Origin of the sequence: Rhizobium oryzicola (assembly GCF_030504645.1) — a bacterium.
In the GTDB taxonomy this organism is placed as follows: domain Bacteria; phylum Pseudomonadota; class Alphaproteobacteria; order Rhizobiales; family Rhizobiaceae; genus Neorhizobium; species Neorhizobium oryzicola.
Genome location: NZ_JAUKWQ010000012.1, coordinates 52,307 through 67,525 on the forward strand (window position 1 = coordinate 52,307; position 15,219 = coordinate 67,525).

General features: G+C 59.7%; 14 protein-coding genes. 6 read left to right on the forward strand and 8 right to left on the reverse strand.

The features are described from left to right. Nucleotides 1–71 precede the first annotated feature (71 nt). Together Q2T52_RS23395 and Q2T52_RS23400 are read right to left on the reverse strand one after the other, a co-directional pair. Nucleotides 72–1,460, reverse strand: coding sequence for a methyl-accepting chemotaxis protein (locus tag Q2T52_RS23395; RefSeq protein ID WP_302079336.1), 1,389 nt, complete (start codon nt 1,458–1,460; stop codon nt 72–74). A gap of 123 nt (nt 1,461–1,583) precedes the next feature. Further along, nucleotides 1,584–1,994 (reverse strand): CopD family protein, encoded by a 411-nt coding sequence (locus tag Q2T52_RS23400; protein WP_302079337.1) that lies wholly within the window; start codon nt 1,992–1,994, stop codon nt 1,584–1,586. 552 nt (nt 1,995–2,546) lie between these two features. Here Q2T52_RS23400 and Q2T52_RS23405 point away from each other — a divergent pair. Both Q2T52_RS23405 and Q2T52_RS23410 read left to right on the forward strand, forming a co-directional pair. Further along, the gene (locus Q2T52_RS23405) at nt 2,547–4,211 is read left to right on the forward strand and encodes a methyl-accepting chemotaxis protein (protein WP_302079338.1); all 1,665 of its coding nucleotides are present in this window, start codon (nt 2,547–2,549) and stop codon (nt 4,209–4,211) included. A 106-nt stretch (nt 4,212–4,317) separates the two neighbouring features. Beyond that, nucleotides 4,318–4,512: a hypothetical protein gene (locus Q2T52_RS23410; RefSeq protein WP_302079339.1), complete on the forward strand. Its 195-nt coding sequence runs from the start codon at nt 4,318–4,320 to the stop codon at nt 4,510–4,512. Between the two features lie 9 nt (nt 4,513–4,521). Here the strand turns inward: Q2T52_RS23410 and Q2T52_RS23415 are convergent, their stop codons facing one another. From Q2T52_RS23415 to Q2T52_RS23425, 3 genes are all read right to left on the reverse strand, one after another. Continuing rightward, nucleotides 4,522–6,057, reverse strand: a complete 1,536-nt coding sequence (locus tag Q2T52_RS23415; protein ID WP_302079340.1) for a hypothetical protein — start codon at nt 6,055–6,057, stop codon at nt 4,522–4,524. A 426-nt stretch (nt 6,058–6,483) separates the two neighbouring features. Next, complete coding sequence (locus Q2T52_RS23420) at nt 6,484–7,308, reverse strand: class I SAM-dependent methyltransferase (protein ID WP_302079341.1); 825 nt, start codon at nt 7,306–7,308, stop codon at nt 6,484–6,486. Nucleotides 7,309–7,393: 85 nt separating this feature from the next. After that, nucleotides 7,394–7,660: an usg protein gene (locus tag Q2T52_RS23425; RefSeq protein ID WP_302079342.1), complete on the reverse strand. Its 267-nt coding sequence runs from the start codon at nt 7,658–7,660 to the stop codon at nt 7,394–7,396. A gap of 310 nt (nt 7,661–7,970) precedes the next feature. Between Q2T52_RS23425 and Q2T52_RS23430 the strand changes: the two genes are divergently transcribed. Both Q2T52_RS23430 and Q2T52_RS23435 read left to right on the forward strand, forming a co-directional pair. Beyond that, complete coding sequence (locus Q2T52_RS23430; protein ID WP_367187358.1) at nt 7,971–10,328, forward strand: OmpA family protein; 2,358 nt, start codon at nt 7,971–7,973, stop codon at nt 10,326–10,328. Nucleotides 10,329–10,462: 134 nt separating this feature from the next. Continuing rightward, the gene (locus Q2T52_RS23435) at nt 10,463–10,792 is read left to right on the forward strand and encodes an HlyU family transcriptional regulator (RefSeq protein ID WP_302079343.1); all 330 of its coding nucleotides are present in this window, start codon (nt 10,463–10,465) and stop codon (nt 10,790–10,792) included. Nucleotides 10,793–10,866: 74 nt separating this feature from the next. Here Q2T52_RS23435 and Q2T52_RS23440 read toward each other — a convergent pair whose 3' ends face one another. Next, nucleotides 10,867–11,475: an FMN-dependent NADH-azoreductase gene (locus tag Q2T52_RS23440; protein ID WP_302079344.1), complete on the reverse strand. Its 609-nt coding sequence runs from the start codon at nt 11,473–11,475 to the stop codon at nt 10,867–10,869. A 140-nt stretch (nt 11,476–11,615) separates the two neighbouring features. Here Q2T52_RS23440 and Q2T52_RS23445 point away from each other — a divergent pair, with 140 nt between their 5' ends. Together Q2T52_RS23445 and Q2T52_RS23450 are read left to right on the forward strand one after the other, a co-directional pair. Next, nucleotides 11,616–12,584: a LysR family transcriptional regulator gene (locus Q2T52_RS23445; protein WP_302079345.1), complete on the forward strand. Its 969-nt coding sequence runs from the start codon at nt 11,616–11,618 to the stop codon at nt 12,582–12,584. Continuing rightward, a complete protein-coding gene (locus Q2T52_RS23450) occupies nt 12,581–13,009 on the forward strand; it encodes a hypothetical protein (RefSeq protein WP_302079346.1) in 429 nt (142 codons plus the stop codon). The genes Q2T52_RS23445 and Q2T52_RS23450 overlap by 4 nt, the downstream gene beginning before the upstream one ends. Here the strand turns inward: Q2T52_RS23450 and Q2T52_RS23455 are convergent, their stop codons facing one another. Together Q2T52_RS23455 and Q2T52_RS23460 are read right to left on the reverse strand one after the other, a co-directional pair. Then, the gene (locus tag Q2T52_RS23455) at nt 13,010–14,068 is read right to left on the reverse strand and encodes a ligand-gated ion channel (protein WP_302079347.1); all 1,059 of its coding nucleotides are present in this window, start codon (nt 14,066–14,068) and stop codon (nt 13,010–13,012) included. Continuing rightward, complete coding sequence (locus Q2T52_RS23460) at nt 14,065–15,153, reverse strand: cache domain-containing protein (protein WP_302079348.1); 1,089 nt, start codon at nt 15,151–15,153, stop codon at nt 14,065–14,067. The genes Q2T52_RS23455 and Q2T52_RS23460 overlap by 4 nt, the downstream gene beginning before the upstream one ends. Between the last annotated feature and the right edge of the window lie 66 nt (nt 15,154–15,219).

Below are 15,219 nucleotides of genomic sequence, written 5' to 3' on the forward strand. Positions count from 1 at the left end.
CGCCTTTTGCTTCCCCGCAAAGGGCCTTATGCATCCATCTGACGGTGGTCGTTCCGTGTCAGGCTATTGGTTTAGGCGGAACGGCGCCTGTCTGTATGAGCACTGCGGCCGGTATTGAAGGCGGACAGCAGGTTCGTAATCTCGCCCATGTCATTGGCCATCGATGTTGATGCGGCAGCCGTCTCTTCCACCATGGCCGCGTTCTGCTGCGTCACATGATCGATCTGGCGGATGACGGCATCGATTTCGCGGATCGTCGCCTCTTGGTCGCGCGATGTCTGCTCAATTTTTCCAACAACCCCATCAATCACGCCAATATGGGAGACGATGCGTTCCAGGGCGTGACCCGTCTCATCCACAAGGCCGACACCGGCATTGACCTGCTGATTGGAAGAGGTGATGAGCGAACGGATTTCCTTGGCTGCTGCGGCGGAGCGTTGTGCCAGTTCGCGCACTTCCTGTGCGACGACCGCAAAACCCTTGCCTGCCTCACCAGCGCGCGCGGCTTCAACACCCGCATTGAGAGCCAACAGATTGGTCTGGAAGGCGATCTCATCGATCACGCCGATGATCTTGCCGATTTCTGAGGACGAACGAGCAATCTCTTCCATGGCGGCAATGGCCTTGGAAACGATGGCTTGGGCGCTGTCACCATCCTTCTGGGCATGGTCGATCGTCTTCTTCGCGCTTTGCGCCGAGTTGGTAGCCTCGCTGACATTGCCGACGATCTGCGAGAGTGCACCGGATGCCTCTTCGACACTGGCCGCTTGTCTTTCGGTGCGGGTGGCAAGGTTGGTGGCGGCAGCGCCGACTTCGCGGCAGGCATGAAGTACGGTTACGGAGGCCGAGGAGACCTGGTCCAGCAGGGTGCGCAGCTGTTCGGTGGTGGCGTTGAAGTTCTGGCGCAGACCATCTGACTTCGCGGAGAAGGCTGTGTCGATGCGACGGGTCAGGTCACCCTTGGCCATGGCGTTAAGGCCTTCAGCCAGCTTGCCGATTGCGAATTGGTCCTCTTCCGCTTCCTTGGCTTCGCGCGCGCGGCGAAGTTTGTCCTCTTCGCGCAGGCGCACCATCTCATCGATATCCTGCCAGATGAAGATGAGCAGCTTCTCGTCCTGCCGCTGCCAGCGCATCAGGGTGACAAGGACGTAGAAAATGGAACCGTCGTGACGGCGGATTTCCCACTCAAACCGGCAATGACCGTCACGCATCGCTGTGCTGATATATTCACCCGCCAACTCATCGGACCGTCGGCCGCCGAACTGGCGTTCAGGCGAAAAATCAGCCGGTGACAGGCCTTTCAGTTTCTCCGGCGGCTGCCGCATGACGGTACTGAAGGCCTTGTTGAACTCAATCACCCGTCCTTCGCGAATGACGCAGTAGGCGTCCGGCGAATTTTCAAAGACAAAAGCTGCAAGTTCCTGACGGAAGTCTGTCTTAGGTGAAAGAAAATTCAGCATAAATGGCTCCAGCCGTGACCGATCCGCTAAAAATATTTCGAACTGCTTAAATATAATTTAAGGCTGCTGTTCGGTAAATTTCACGCTAGCGCGGATGGCCTCAACTTTCGCCGGGCATTGCTCCTAGAACGGCTTGATCACCACCAGAACTGCAATCACTGCTGACGAAGCCAGCACGATCGGAACGCTCTGGCGCACGAAGGCTGGCGGATCGAGCAGCGGATTGGCTTCCATGCGACGCAGCCACGCCGTCTGCATGCCTGACAGAGCCGAGAGCATCACCACGATCAGGAGCTTCAAATGCAGCCAGCCGCCCGAAAAGCCGACATATTTGATCGCAAGGATCAGACCAAACACCCAGGTTCCCGCCAGAGCACCATTGGTAATGTAACGGTCGTAACGGCGTAGCGCGGTAATGACGCCGCCACGGATCGGCGCAGGCACCATGCCTATAACGAACCCGTTGATCAGCATGCCGCCGACCAGGATGACGATCGAAATGACATGCAGCGCCTTGAAGACAAGATAATCCATTGATCCATTCCAATTGCGTTGTTCGGCATTGAGGGGCCTGGGGCAGGCGAGAGGAGGCCGCGATCGTGCTCCTTCCTGCTGCCTTGTGATCCAGAATCCATCGCAATCTATAGCGTCGCGATGCCGGTGGGTAGTGCGCCGATCGATGCGCTTGGAAGATCCTGTTTGAGCGCTGCAACTGCTGCGCTACGAATTATCCATTATGATAATTCCGGTTGCGTTTAACCATTGTGAAATAATATGACAATATTCTCATATTTAAATAAAACGGTGATTATATTGCAATGATCGATGCGGCGGCATGTTTTCGTTGAGATCTCTTGTCGTCGCGATCGATTAAATCGGCAGCGGCATCGACGCTAGTCACGTCTCGTGCACCGGTTTGGCTTCCAAACCTGTGAGTTAAGCTCAACGACCGCGCGTTATATTGAGATACGCGACGGTCTCTTGTTCTCTCTGTGTTTGTTAACCTGCCCAATGGGTGGGGCGAGGACGTGTGTTCGCAAGAGGGGTTTGCCCCGCACAATGTCATGGTCAAGGGAAGGTGTCCGGATGCGTATGTCTCTGAAGTTCAAACTTTTATTGGCATTTGGTTTTCTGCTCGCGCTCCTGGTTGGAATCTCCATCTTTGGGATCATCAGCCTCGGCAAGATCAATGGTCTGATCGATGAGATGACCAACGGGCCGATGCTGCGCCAGCAGAAGGCATTGGCCCTGCAGGTTACGAAAATGCGGCTCGTTCAAAACGAAACCAACTCCGTCTTCGTGACAACGCCCGATGCTGCGGCCGTTCTTGCAAGGCAGATTGCCGCCGACCGAAAGGACCTGCTCGATCAGGCCGCGTGGCTGATGCAGGCTGCGATCTCCGAAGACGGGAAGAAAGCCTATCGTGATGTGACCGAGATTGCCAAACAGATGTATGGCTTCGGCGATCGCGTACAGGCCTTGGTGAAGTCAGGTGATCGCGAACAGGCATTCCGCTTGCTCAACGGCGAGTTCCGACAACTCAGCGAGCAGGTGGATAATATCGTCGAAAAACGCGTCATAACCAACCAACAGCAGATTACGGAAAAGAACGCTGCTGGCGACGAGGAATACGAAGAAACCCGTGAAGCTATGCTTGCAGCCGTGGTGATTGGGTTTGCGGTTGCTACGGCTCTGGCTGTCTGGATCATGATGTCCGTCACACGGGGGCTTCGCAGCGCCGTCGAGGCCGTCAGGTCGGTGTCTGAAGGGGACCTGACGACGCTTGCTCCCGTTAAATCGAAGGATGAGATCGGGGAATTGCTGACCTTCGTCAACATGATGATCGAGCGGTTGCGGACAGTTGTGGGAGATGCACTGTCTGCCTCTTCCAACGTTTCCTCCGGTAGCCAGCAATTGTCCGCAGGGTCCGAACAGCTGTCGCAAGGGGCAACGGAACAGGCCGCGGCCGCCGAGGAAGCCTCGGCTGCGATGGAGCAGATGGCTGCCAATATCAAGCAGAATGCAGACAACGCCGCCCAGACGGAGACAATTGCGCGGCAGTCGGCGCAAAACGCTGAAGTCAGCGGGCAGGCGGTCAGCGACGCCGTCAATGCGATGCGCACCATCGCCGACAAGATCGGGATTGTGCAGGAGATTGCCCGCCAGACCGATCTGCTGGCGCTCAACGCCGCAGTCGAAGCCGCCCGCGCCGGCGAGCATGGCAAGGGCTTTGCGGTTGTCGCATCCGAAGTGCGCAAGCTGGCGGAGCGTAGCCAGGTGGCGGCAGCGGAGATTTCCGGTCTATCCGGGCAGACGGTTCGACTTGCGACGGATGCGGGTGAAAAGCTCGGCCGGCTCGTACCGGATATACGCCGGACCGCCGAACTGATTGCAGAGATCTCCGTGGCCTGTCGTGAGCAGGATGTGGGTGCATCGCAGATCAACGAGGCCATTCTGCAACTGGATAAGGTGACCCAGCAGAATGCAGGGGCATCGGAGGAAATGTCGGGCACTGCGGAAGAACTTTCCGCCCAGGCCGAGGAGTTGCAGGCTTCCATCGCCTTCTTCCGGGTAGAGACCAACCGGCGCCAGGCTTCCGTGCCCGCGCAAGCACCGGTGCGGGAGGTTGCGGCAAACGCCACGAGCAAAAAGATTGCACCGCGTTCGATGGGGCGTAACGCTTTGGCCTCCAGCGATGATTGGCCAGCGGGCGGTGACTATGCCGAGGGTGGCGTGCGCATTGTTGCCTGAGGCGCGATGATCCGAATGGGCGGCATGTCAGTAATGACTACGAAATGAAACGACGTGACCCACGGGCGGGCATAGTCCGGCCAGTGCTTCAAGGGACCGAAAGGCCATGTTTCGCGACCTTAATGGATATTACAGCCGGCGGCCTGACCCTCCGCCGGAACAACCGCCAAAGCGCCAGCTGACACCCCGTCAGCAAAAGACGCTCCTGTGGATCATCGCCTTCAATGTCGTGACGCTGTTCATCGCCCCGATCGGCGGGGCGACCGTCATCGAGGCGCTTCTTTCAAGTTTCAAGCCTTAGGCTGATGTCTCAAGAGGTTGTCTTGGGTGATATGTAGCCACGCGGTCGGGATAACCGCTCCGAACGCGGACCTAAGCTGTCGCCGATCTCCTGCCAAATGCGTCGCAGCCGCCTGACATGCAGATCATCGCACATCCACCGCAACAGTGCTTCAACGCAGACCTTGGTTTGATCCTTGTTCCCACCGATGTAGCGACGTGCCCAAAGGCAGTATTCATCCAGGCCGACGGTGCCAATGTCTGGCATTTCGTCAGTGCCGCTTGATATCAAAAGCGACATGCCGCCGATTTCTGCCACACGTCGCATTTTTGAGGTCGCGGCAAACAGGATGCCCGCATAGATGACATCGAACTCGTCTGGCGGCGATGTTGGTGTTGCCAAAGCTGGCTTCGCGGGTTCCGGTGGTTTGACGTCTGCAACGTTTGCCTGATCGTTTCCATCACGCATTTCTGCGTTGCCTGCAGCTTCTGCGCCCTCGACTCTCTCTTGTTCTGCTTCATTCTTTTTGGATGCCGTTGCCGCGTTTGCCGGGCCGGTTTTGCTCTGTTCCTCAGGCCCATAATCGATGGCGCGCTCCAGATCGAAGATGGTTCTGATGTGGAATTCCCGCAGCAGCAGGAAGCGGTCGAGCCCCAGCAGCGCGCAGAGTTGCGCCTGCGCCACCCAGTCTACAGTCTGGTAAATCCCGTAGGGTGACTCGATATAGAGTTGGATCGGATTGCAGGTGGCCAAATTCTGAACATCATAGATGCCGCATTCTTCCAGACGAAAACGCGTCCAGAAATCGATGCCATCAATGACATCCAGCGGAATGAGCCGGGTCACTTCATTGTATCGGTCGTCCTCGATCTTGATCCATTTCACGAAGGCCTGCATCTTCAGGATCAGGAATTTCGTTGCACTTTCCGGCATCAAGCCGAGTAAAGGAGCGAGCGCGATCCACACCCAGGGCACCTGACCGCAGGGTGTTGCGGTGGTGCTGCCTGAGACGATATCTGCCACTGCTTTGGCCGGATCGGGAAACGCACGATACAGCATCAAGACGATAATCACCGATGCCAGCATTTCAACCGACTGTCGCAAAAAGGTCGACGCCGACAGATCGAACACGCAGAGGCTGCGAATGAACATGCGCATGGCGGAGATGAAAGCGCCTGCGAATGTGAGCGCTCCCACGATCATCAACTGGCCGCTTGCGATAGGGGTGGGGCAGGCCGCCAGGATAGGGCAAAGTTGTAGCTCTGCTGGAACCGGACACGGCGTGCCAGTGCCGAGCGGCAACTGCAAGCCGTTGATGATGACAGTGTAGAGCGCCAGAAACCCCGCATAGCACAGTATCGCAAAGCCGAGCGATGAGATCAGCAGCTGGAAGTCACCGCGATTCCCGAAGGCGTGCGCGCGCTTCGTGGCGCTCGCGATCTGTGCCACGACTTCCGGCGCACCTTTCGCGCGGAGCTGTGGCTGGTGATCGTTATCATTCGGCAAAAGGTCTGTCAGGTACTTGGAGGTGACGAATTCCAGAGCCGGATTCGAGATCCAGTCCATCTCGTTTCCATCGGGGGTATTATCGCCAGACGCCTTGGCCGACGCTGTGGCCCCCGGACTGGCCTCAGTGCCAGTGGTCGCATTCGCTGACTGAGTGATGGGTGATTGTAGCCAGGGCACCTTCCCTTTTGTCGTCGGATACGAGCCGATAAAATCGGACAGAGTCTTGAGACGCCGCAGGCGCACCTCATTCCGGGTAAAGATCAGAAGCACCGGGATCAGAAACGCGCATAACAATGCAGCTGTGTGTTCGACGTTACCGGGCAGAAGCGCGGTGCGCGCAAGGCCGAGCAACCCATCTGTATGGTATATTGCAACCCAATCGGCCATTTGAGCCCCCGCCGCAGCCGCGATGGTTGCAGTTTACCTTTGGTTGCGGCGGAGTCGAGTCAAATTTTACGTTGTATTATTGGCCTCTACTGTCGATCAGCCTTTCAGCTTGGCAATCACCAGATGGCCGGGCGTCGGTTCGCCGTCCTGCATGCGCACATTGATGTCGCTGACTTCCAGAACCTCGAAGCCCGTATCGGCTAGCCGATTGCGGACGTAAGCCTCTGAGTGGGCGAAGCGCTGGTGCGTGCCGACCATATAGGGCTTGTCCCCAAGCACATCTGCCGGCAGTGTCTCTGATGAGAAGGCGAGGATGCCGCCGGGCACCATATTTTCGGCTGCACCGAAGAAGAGCGGCTCCAGCGCACCGAGATAGGGCAGGACATCGGTTGCCGTGATCAGGTCGAAAGGCTCGTCGTCATTGTCTTCCAGAAAGTCCTCGACTTCTGCGACATAGAGCGTCTCGTAGAGATCCTTTTCATGGGCGATCTCGACCATGTTTTCGGAGATGTCGATGCCGGTCGCATCCTCCACCATGTCGCGGAGCGTGCCACCGGTCAGACCCGTGCCACAGCCGAGATCGAGCAGGCGTTTGAACGGTCCGAGCGAAAGCGCCTGCAGGCGCTGGCGCAAGAGAACCGGGACCGCATAACCCAGCTGTTCGACAAGAATATCCTCAAAGCTTTCGGCATGCTGATCGAACAGGGTTTCCACATAGGCGTCAGGCGCCTTGGGCGGCGTTTCACCACGACCAAGGGCCGCGAGACGCACGGCCGCACCGCCATGGTCGTCCGGGTCGAGTTCCAGAACCTCGTGGTAGGCGGCAACGGCAGCATCGATCTCGCCGGCCTTTTCATGCGCCAGCGCACGGTTATAGGCTTCCGCCAGGGCGTCTTCGTCGATCTTCTTCATCGGACCCATACCTTCCAAAGGTGTTTGCGCGCCGGTTTACGTGCAGCCAGCCTGCTTGGCAAGGCGAATGCGGGGTCCGAGGCTGATGGATCGGTCAGTGCAGGATGAACTCGCCCTTCAGCGCGCGCCATTCATTGGCGGCGATCAACTTGCGATGAACGTAGCGAACCGAATGGAGCGGCCCATCCAGTTTCTCCTGCCAGAATTTCAGGAAGTTCTGCATCTCGGGAAAGTCAGGGGCCAGATCATAATGCTGCCAAAGATAGGTTTGAAGCAATGTCGGGTGATCGGGCATCCGGTAGAAGATTTGGGCGGTGGTCAGGCCATAGCCCTTCAGCATCAGTTCCATGTCTTGGTTCATGCTGTTTCCCTCATTTGGTTGCATGCGCAGGGTGGCCTGCGCATTCGAAAATGGAAGCATTTCGAACTTAAGCGAGGCTTAATGGATGGCGAAGTAAAGCCAATTTTTCTATCAGAAACAAAGTTTTAGCAGCCTTTATGAATGGCTGCTGCCAGTCGCATTCAGCCATTGTTCAGGCCGTAGGGCGCCCCATCGGGAACCATTTGCGCAGACTGTCCGTTGAGGCGCCGCCAAAATGGTGACCGGCGGAGAAACAACTTTCCACCGGTGAGTGCAGGGACGAAACCCGGGACCACCTAGGGAGATCCAATTGTCCAAGAAAACCAGATTGCTCGCCAGTGTGGCGATGCCCATCCTCAGCGTTACTCTCACAGTTCAATCCGCTCTCGCCGGTGTTCCTGGCGTGATGAATGCCATAGAGCGTTCCGGCCCATCTGTGCTTGTCGTGCCTGTGCAGGCACCAGCACCGGATCCGCAGGAAGAAGAATTGCTGAAGCGCAAGCGTCAGCAGGAAGAGCAGCGCAAGGGAGCGCCGGAAGGTCAGCCGCATGGCCAGCGCCCCGAGGGCCAGCCACGCCCGGAGGGTCAACGACCCGAAGGCCAACGACCTGAAGGCCAGAGACCTGAAGCTCCGCGTCCTCCGGCCGAGCCGCCGCGCGCTGAACCGAAAGCCGAACCGCGCCCAGAGCCCAAGGCAGAACCGCGCCCAGAGCCAAAGGCTGAGCCTCGTCCGGCCCCTCAGGAGCCTGCGCCACGTCCTCCTACACCGGAGCCGAAGAAGACTGAACCATCACCGCCGCCGCCTGCGCCCAAGGCTGCTGCCCCAGAGCGTGCCCCGGAACCGCCGAAGCCGCCGGTGCCGCCCGCCGGTAGTGAGCGCCCGCAGCCGCCAGCCTTGAAGGGTGAACCTCCGAAGCCCGAACCGGCCAAACCGGAACCGCCCGCACCACGCGCTGCAGCGCCCGCCGAGCCTGCCCAGAAGCCTCGCGAGGCAGCACCGGCTGAAAAGGTCGCTCCGCCGCCGCCTCCGGGTCCCGCTGCAAAACCGCCGGCGCCCGAGGCTGCCAAGCCTGGCGAGCCACCGGCCCCACGTGCCCCAGAACCCCGCGCTGGAGAACCGGGTGCGCCCAAGCCGCCGGCACCACCGGCGCCTCCTGCCGGTGCTGCTCCGCCACCGCCACCGCCGGAAGCCGGTGAACCGCCGCGTCTTCCGCCTGCAAACGGTGCGCCCGGCAATGGCGCTCAGCGTCCACCCGTTCCGGGTCCGGAGGGTCAGCGACCTGTTCCACCACCGCCCGGTGCCCCAAGACCGCCGGCGCCGGCAGACCAGACGGGACGTCCTGTTCCACCGCCGCCGCCCGGCGCGCCTCAGCCTGCGACCGCTGCTGCGCCACAAACACCGCAGACTCCGCAGGATATTGAGCGGGCCAAGCGGATTGCCAACAATCCGGCTGCGGCACCCGCCAACCAGCCGGTCGTGTTGCCGGTCCAGAACGGTGCGCCGGTGCTTGATAGCGCCAAGGATGCGGCCGTGGCACCGCCACCGCCGCCTCCGGGTGCTCCGGCGCCTGCCGGTCAGCGTCCCGGTCTGCCGCCACCGCCTCCCGGAGCACCGGCACCCCAGCCCGGTCAGGCACCGCTTGCCGCTCAGCCGCCTATGGCGCCTCCCGGACCGCCGCCGCGCACCGATGCCGATGCGCAGGCTTTCCGCGGTGCTCAGCAGGCACCGATCCGCATCGAGCCAGCGATTTCCGAACGCGGACGCCGCATGGACCGCGCGCCCGAATTCGCGCTTCCTCCCGGTTTCGAAGATCGAGCCCGCGAGCAGGATGGACGCGTCATCATCCAGTACAACAACCAGGTCTTCGTGCGTCATGACGATGACCGTCGGTTCTACGATGAGGGCTATCGTCCGCAATATGAAAGCCTGCCGGGCGACCGCGTGCGCGAAATCATCGAGCGCGATGACGGCGTGCGTATCGTGACGATCCGCAACCGTTACGGCGACATCATCCAGCGTTCGCGCGTGGATCGTCGCGGTGACGAAGTGGTTCTTTACTATGCACCGGAACTGCAGGCAGAGCGTGGCCGCGATTACCAGTGGCGCGATCCGGGTCTCGACCTGCCGCCGATGCGGCTTGCCGTGCCGGTCAGCGAGTACATCATTGACACGACCAGCGACCCGGACCGGGATTACTACCGCTTCCTGGAACAGCCGCCGGTGGAACGTGTCGAGCGTGTCTACTCGATCGACGAGGTGCGCTACTCGGCACGTATTCGTGACAAGATGCGCCGTATCGACCTCGATACGATCACCTTTGCCACGGGCAGTGCGGATATCCCGATGAACCAGGCGTCGACGTTGCGCAAGGTGGCCAACGCGATCCAGGAGGTTCTGCAGAAAAACCCTGCGGAAACCTTCCTGATCGAAGGTCATACCGATGCTGTCGGTTCCGATGAAAGCAATCTGATCCTGTCGGACCGCCGCGCAGAATCGGTCGCTCGAGTGTTGACGGAGGTCTATGGCATTCCGGCAGAAAATATGGTGACGCAAGGCTATGGCGAACGCTACCTGAAGGTCCGTACCGACGGACCCAACCAGGAAAACCGTCGCGTCACCATCCGACGCATCACGCCGCTGGTACGCCCTGTTGCATCCAACCAGTAAGTGACGTGATTGAGACACTTGAGGCCGCCGGACATGATCCGGCGGCCTTCTCTCGCCTGCACATGCCTCATCTCTTTAACTCTGGCATTTGTGGTGTATGGTCGCATCAACGATAAACACCTCAGGCAGGCATCATGGCATCCATCTTTTCCAATCTGTTTTCCCTGTTTTCCGGCGGCCCAGGCGGCAAGGCCGAAGGCAAGGCCACCCCTGCGAGCGAGCCTCAGATCCACGAAGGTTGCCGTATCTTTGCGGAACCCATGAAGGAGGGTGGGCAGTATCGTTTGGCTGGGCGCATCGAGAAGGAAGTGGAAGGCCAGATCCTGGTGCGGACCTTCGTGCGCGCCGATGTGTTCACTTCGCTGGATGACGCGCTGGAGTGCACCTTCCGCAAGGCCCGCCAGATCATCGACCAGAACGGCCCCTCACTGTTTGCCGATGGTGCTGCCTCGCGCACCACGTAACATCCAATCTGATGGACAAACGAAAAGGCCAGCGGTCGCAAAACCGCTGGCCTTCGTAATTCTGGCTGCTGCTATTAAGCGGCGAGCTGCTGCGTGCGAGCCTTGGCGGACGCAAGCGCCTTTTCAACGGCTTCCGGACCAAAGGCCAGGCCTTCCACATAGACGACTTCCACGTCGGTCAGGCCGATGAAGCCCAGAACCGTCTTCAGGTAGGGTACGGCGTGGTTCAGCGGAGCGGCCGGACCTTCGGAGTAAACGCCGGCGGATGCCAGAACGATGTATACCTTCTTGCCCTTGACCAGACCTTCCGGGCCTTCAGCGGTGTAGCGGAAGGTGATGCCGGCGCGGGCAATATGGTCGATCCAGCTCTTGATGCCGGAATAGACGTTGAAGTTGATGAGGCCTGTGCCGATGACGATCTCATCGGCGGCAAACAGGTCGGCGACCAGCTTGTCCGAAGTCTTCACGGCTTCGGCTTCAGCCGGGCTGCGGTCAGCCGGGGCCTTGCGGATGGCGGAGGTGGTGACTTCGTCGAGATGCGGCAGCGGGCTTGCTGCCAGGTCGATGTGGTTGATGGCCGCGCCCGAACGAGCAGCCAATGCCTTGGCGAGGTCTGCGGACACCTTGTTGGAGACCGATTCTTCGCCGCGCGGGCTGGAGGTAACGAGAAGGAGGGAGGACATGCTTGCGTTCCTTGCTTGGTGCTTTTCAAACTCTGTGGACGGAGTGACCGTCTGCGTCGGTCCGGAACATAGGCATGGACGTCCATCGATAAAATCGGGATAATGTCGAAGAATTCTATCGATGAATTGGATGGACGCGGATGGATGCAAATCCCACCCTGGACCAGTTGCAGGTCTTTCTGGCGGTTGCTGATACCGGCAGCTTTTCGGCGGCGGCGCGACGGCTGAACCGCGCGCAATCGGTGGTGAGCTATACGATCGCCAATCTGGAAGCACAGCTGGAAGTATCGCTGTTCAGCCGCAGCGGTCCCGGCCAAACGCGTCTGACGGATGAGGGGCATGCCCTGCTGGCCGATGCCCGGCGTATCGTTTCTGACCTGCAGGTCATGCGCGCGCGGGCGAAAAGCATGAAGCAAGGGCTGGAGGCGGAACTGTCACTTGCGATCAGCAACATGGTACCGAGCGAAGCCCTGGCTGCAACGCTGACCGATTTCATCAATCATTTCCCGTCCGTTTCGCTGAGCCTGAATACCGGCGAACTCGGCATGATCATGAATCTCGTGTCCAACGGCCGTGCGACCATTGGCATTGCCGGTGCACCGCCGCGTGCCGATGACACCTTGACGTTGGAAAAGATCGGCCATTCCTTCATGGTGCCTGTGGCCGCGAGTACGCATTCGCTCGCGCTTGTGCAGGTGGACAAGCCGCTGTCCCGTATCGATGTGCGCGAGGAGGTGCAACTGGTCGTCACGGATGCCTCAGGCATCACGCAAGGCAGAGACTTCAACGTGCTCTCCTATCGCATCTGGCGCGTCGGTGATATCGCTACAAAGCATCAGCTGATCCGGAGCGGTCTGGGATGGGGAGGCCTGCCTGCCTCACTGATCCGCGAAGACCTTGCGACCGGGCGTCTGGTCTCGCTGAAGCTCGATGCCTATGAGACGGGTGAATATCCGCTCTATGCCATGCGTCGCACCGCAACGCCGCTCGGGCCGGCAGGGCGCTGGTTGCTGGAAGCATTTCACAGGCGCCTCTCCAGCTGCCCCAGCCGCGAAGACATGCAACAGATGCTGAACGGTCCACAGGACTTCTCGAAGGCAGCGGAATGACGGGTTCAATGGGAAAAAGCGGGCTTCGTGCCATCTTTGGCCTGGCCACCATTGTGGCCGGGTTCTTTCTGGCGGGCACGGCGGGCTCTGAAGAGCGGTTGCCGCTGGATAAGGGCATCTATTACGAAGACGGCATCAGCTGCGAAGCGCCGGGCAAGGCGCTGCCTCTGACTTGGACGGGCACAGCCTTCCTGATCCAGAACGCCCAGTGTGAACCGCGCAACATCGTGCAGTCCGGCAATGTGTTTCGCTATTCGGAAGCGTGTCTTGCAACGCGCACCACGGTTTCTGCAGCGAGCAACAATGGCGTGGGCGTGCATGCGACCACGATGACCATTGCCAACCGCAAGGCGTTCACCTTGGAGCGGAGCATCGATGGCGTGGCCTATGAAGGCCGCTACCACTATTGCTCGATGCTGAAATGATCAGCCCAAAGATCGCAGGATCACGCAGCCGCAGATGATCAGGAACAGCGCCGGCAGCAAATGCCGCACGACACGGCGTGTTTCAATGGCAAGATGCGGGAAAACCTGTCTCAGCGGAAAGGACTGGCTGTTCATCAGGAGATCCACCAGCAGCGTGACGATCAGATAGAAATAGCCGATCGAAATCATCAGCGCGATCGGCGAGCTGGATGACATGCTGCCCGGAAAGCTCGATTCGAAGGTAAAGCCCAGAGCCGATAGGGCCAGAAGTGCGGAATAGGTGATGTTCGGCGGTTCCTTCACGGCACCCCAGAGGATGAACATCGACACCGACAGCACCGCCAGGAAGGGCACAAAAATGCGCAGCACGTAACGCGGCCAGTTGCGCGAGAGATCCACCTCGGCGCTGAGGCGTGCAAAGGGACGGGCATTCCAGCCATAAAAGCTTTCTGCACGAAAGCTCAGCGTCTTCGGTGTCCAGTCCGTGACCGTCAGTTCGTGGGAGAGGGTCGAGAGCGCGCGGTCGCCGTCATCGACGACCAGCAGAGCCTCATCGGCCGGGTGGTATTGCGGCACAAGCGCGAAGGGGATGCGCTGCGTATCGAAGGGAAAGGCAGAGACATCCTTGGCGAAGCGGAAATTGCCTTCCACCTGCTGGATCAACTGGATACGCCCGTCGGCGTAGATGGAAATGCTGCTGGTGACGGATTGCGCATTGCCGATCTGGTTCTCGATGAGAAGCGCGGGCGTCCAGATCTCCGAAAGCTTGGCCTTCGCATCATCTCCTGCAAAATCCAGACGTTGACGTCCGGCCTTGACGCCGTCGAATTTCAGCGATGGATCGGCCCATGTCTGGCGAAGCTCAATCACGGCGGAAAGTTCGCCCACCGTTTCCTGCACCTTCATGATGTTCAACAGCCGAAAGGAGACATGCACCCGCACCGGACGCTTCAGGTCATCGGGAAGGCGATGCACGGTTGCCGCAGCGGGAAGGGCAACGCCCACTCCGGCCAAGAGGACCAGTGCTGCAAGAAGGGTCCGAACGAAACGCCGCATCATGCCGCATTATCCTTCGAACCGGTGGCGCGAAGGCGTTCCGCGAGAGCATCGCGCAGCGCACGATATTCCCGCAGTCCGGACTTCGGTGCGTGGCTCATGTCGTCGCCGCGCACCGCCTTGGTGAGCGCGTTCATCGGACGCACCACCGTTGCCCGTATCGCAATCGTGAGCACGGCCAGCACAATCAAGAGGCCTGCCAGCGCAATGGCCGCAATGGTGACCAGGCTCTGGTTGGCGTGGCGCTCCAGCACGGTCACATCTGACGAGACGACGATGACCCCGATGACATTGCCGCTGTAATCGATAAGCGGCGTCCCCAACACGCCGAGCGTGCGGCCATCCACAACGGTCGTCTCGACGTAAGGCGCGCGCGTCAGGTGTGCGAGGCCCCGATTATCGAGCGCAGTAAACAGGCTGGTATCGGTATTGGCATCCAACGCCAAGGCGCCGGCCCTGCGTCCGTCGTTCTTCGCATTTGTCACGCTCGGGTCGAGAAACAGCGCAAAGTCAGCACCGGTCGAGGATTTTGCAAGTTCGGTCAGGGACTTCAGGTTGACGCCTACCTCGACGGTGCCGATCAGTTCGCTGCCCGCAAGCATGGGAGACATGGCGCGCAGGCTTAAACCCCGGATGCCGAATTCCAGGCCCTTTTGCGTGCGCTTGTCGTGGTTGGTGGCCACCACCATCGGGCGGAACGTCGAGAGGTCCTGTCCAAAATTCTCAGGCTCCCAGACGCGCAGGAAGGATTTCATGTTGGCTTCGTGAAAATGCAGCACATCGATATCAGCTGTGCCCGCCAGACGATCGAAAGCCGGCTTCATATAGGCCTGCAGGCCGGCACGATCCTTTGCCTTCAGGAGGCTCTGCGCCGTCTTGTCTTCTGCGATTGCTTCGGCATGGCTGGCAGATAGCGTGGCCGCCTGCTGCATGGCAGAGGAGAACACCACGGCCGTCTTGCCGATTTCGCGAAGCTTTGCCTCGTCCAGCAAATGCCGTTCGTCCGAGATCAGCAACCAGCCGCAGAGCAGCAGGATAAAGCCTACGAGAAGAGCTGTGATAGTGGAGAGAAGTCGGCTGAGGCGCATGAGGGAATCCGTCGCTATGAACCCCTCAGCTGTGTGCCGTTCGTCACGCCGAGGTCAATTGCCGCC

Bases quoted from the DNA above. Each gene is read 5' to 3' on its own strand.
- Q2T52_RS23395 (WP_302079336.1), bottom strand. From the start codon at position 1,460: ATGCTGAATTTTCTTTCACCTAAGACAGACTTCCGTCAGGAACTTGCA.
- Q2T52_RS23400 (WP_302079337.1), bottom strand. From the start codon at position 1,994: ATGGATTATCTTGTCTTCAAGGCGCTGCATGTCATTTCGATCGTCATC.
- Q2T52_RS23405 (WP_302079338.1), top strand. From the start codon at position 2,547: ATGCGTATGTCTCTGAAGTTCAAACTTTTATTGGCATTTGGTTTTCTG.
- Q2T52_RS23410 (WP_302079339.1), top strand. From the start codon at position 4,318: ATGTTTCGCGACCTTAATGGATATTACAGCCGGCGGCCTGACCCTCCG.
- Q2T52_RS23415 (WP_302079340.1), bottom strand. From the start codon at position 6,057: ATGGACTGGATCTCGAATCCGGCTCTGGAATTCGTCACCTCCAAGTAC.
- Q2T52_RS23420 (WP_302079341.1), bottom strand. From the start codon at position 7,308: ATGGGTCCGATGAAGAAGATCGACGAAGACGCCCTGGCGGAAGCCTAT.
- Q2T52_RS23425 (WP_302079342.1), bottom strand. From the start codon at position 7,660: ATGAACCAAGACATGGAACTGATGCTGAAGGGCTATGGCCTGACCACC.
- Q2T52_RS23435 (WP_302079343.1), top strand. From the start codon at position 10,463: ATGGCATCCATCTTTTCCAATCTGTTTTCCCTGTTTTCCGGCGGCCCA.
- Q2T52_RS23440 (WP_302079344.1), bottom strand. From the start codon at position 11,475: ATGTCCTCCCTCCTTCTCGTTACCTCCAGCCCGCGCGGCGAAGAATCG.
- Q2T52_RS23445 (WP_302079345.1), top strand. From the start codon at position 11,616: ATGGATGCAAATCCCACCCTGGACCAGTTGCAGGTCTTTCTGGCGGTT.
- Q2T52_RS23450 (WP_302079346.1), top strand. From the start codon at position 12,581: ATGACGGGTTCAATGGGAAAAAGCGGGCTTCGTGCCATCTTTGGCCTG.
- Q2T52_RS23455 (WP_302079347.1), bottom strand. From the start codon at position 14,068: ATGATGCGGCGTTTCGTTCGGACCCTTCTTGCAGCACTGGTCCTCTTG.
- Q2T52_RS23460 (WP_302079348.1), bottom strand. From the start codon at position 15,153: ATGCGCCTCAGCCGACTTCTCTCCACTATCACAGCTCTTCTCGTAGGC.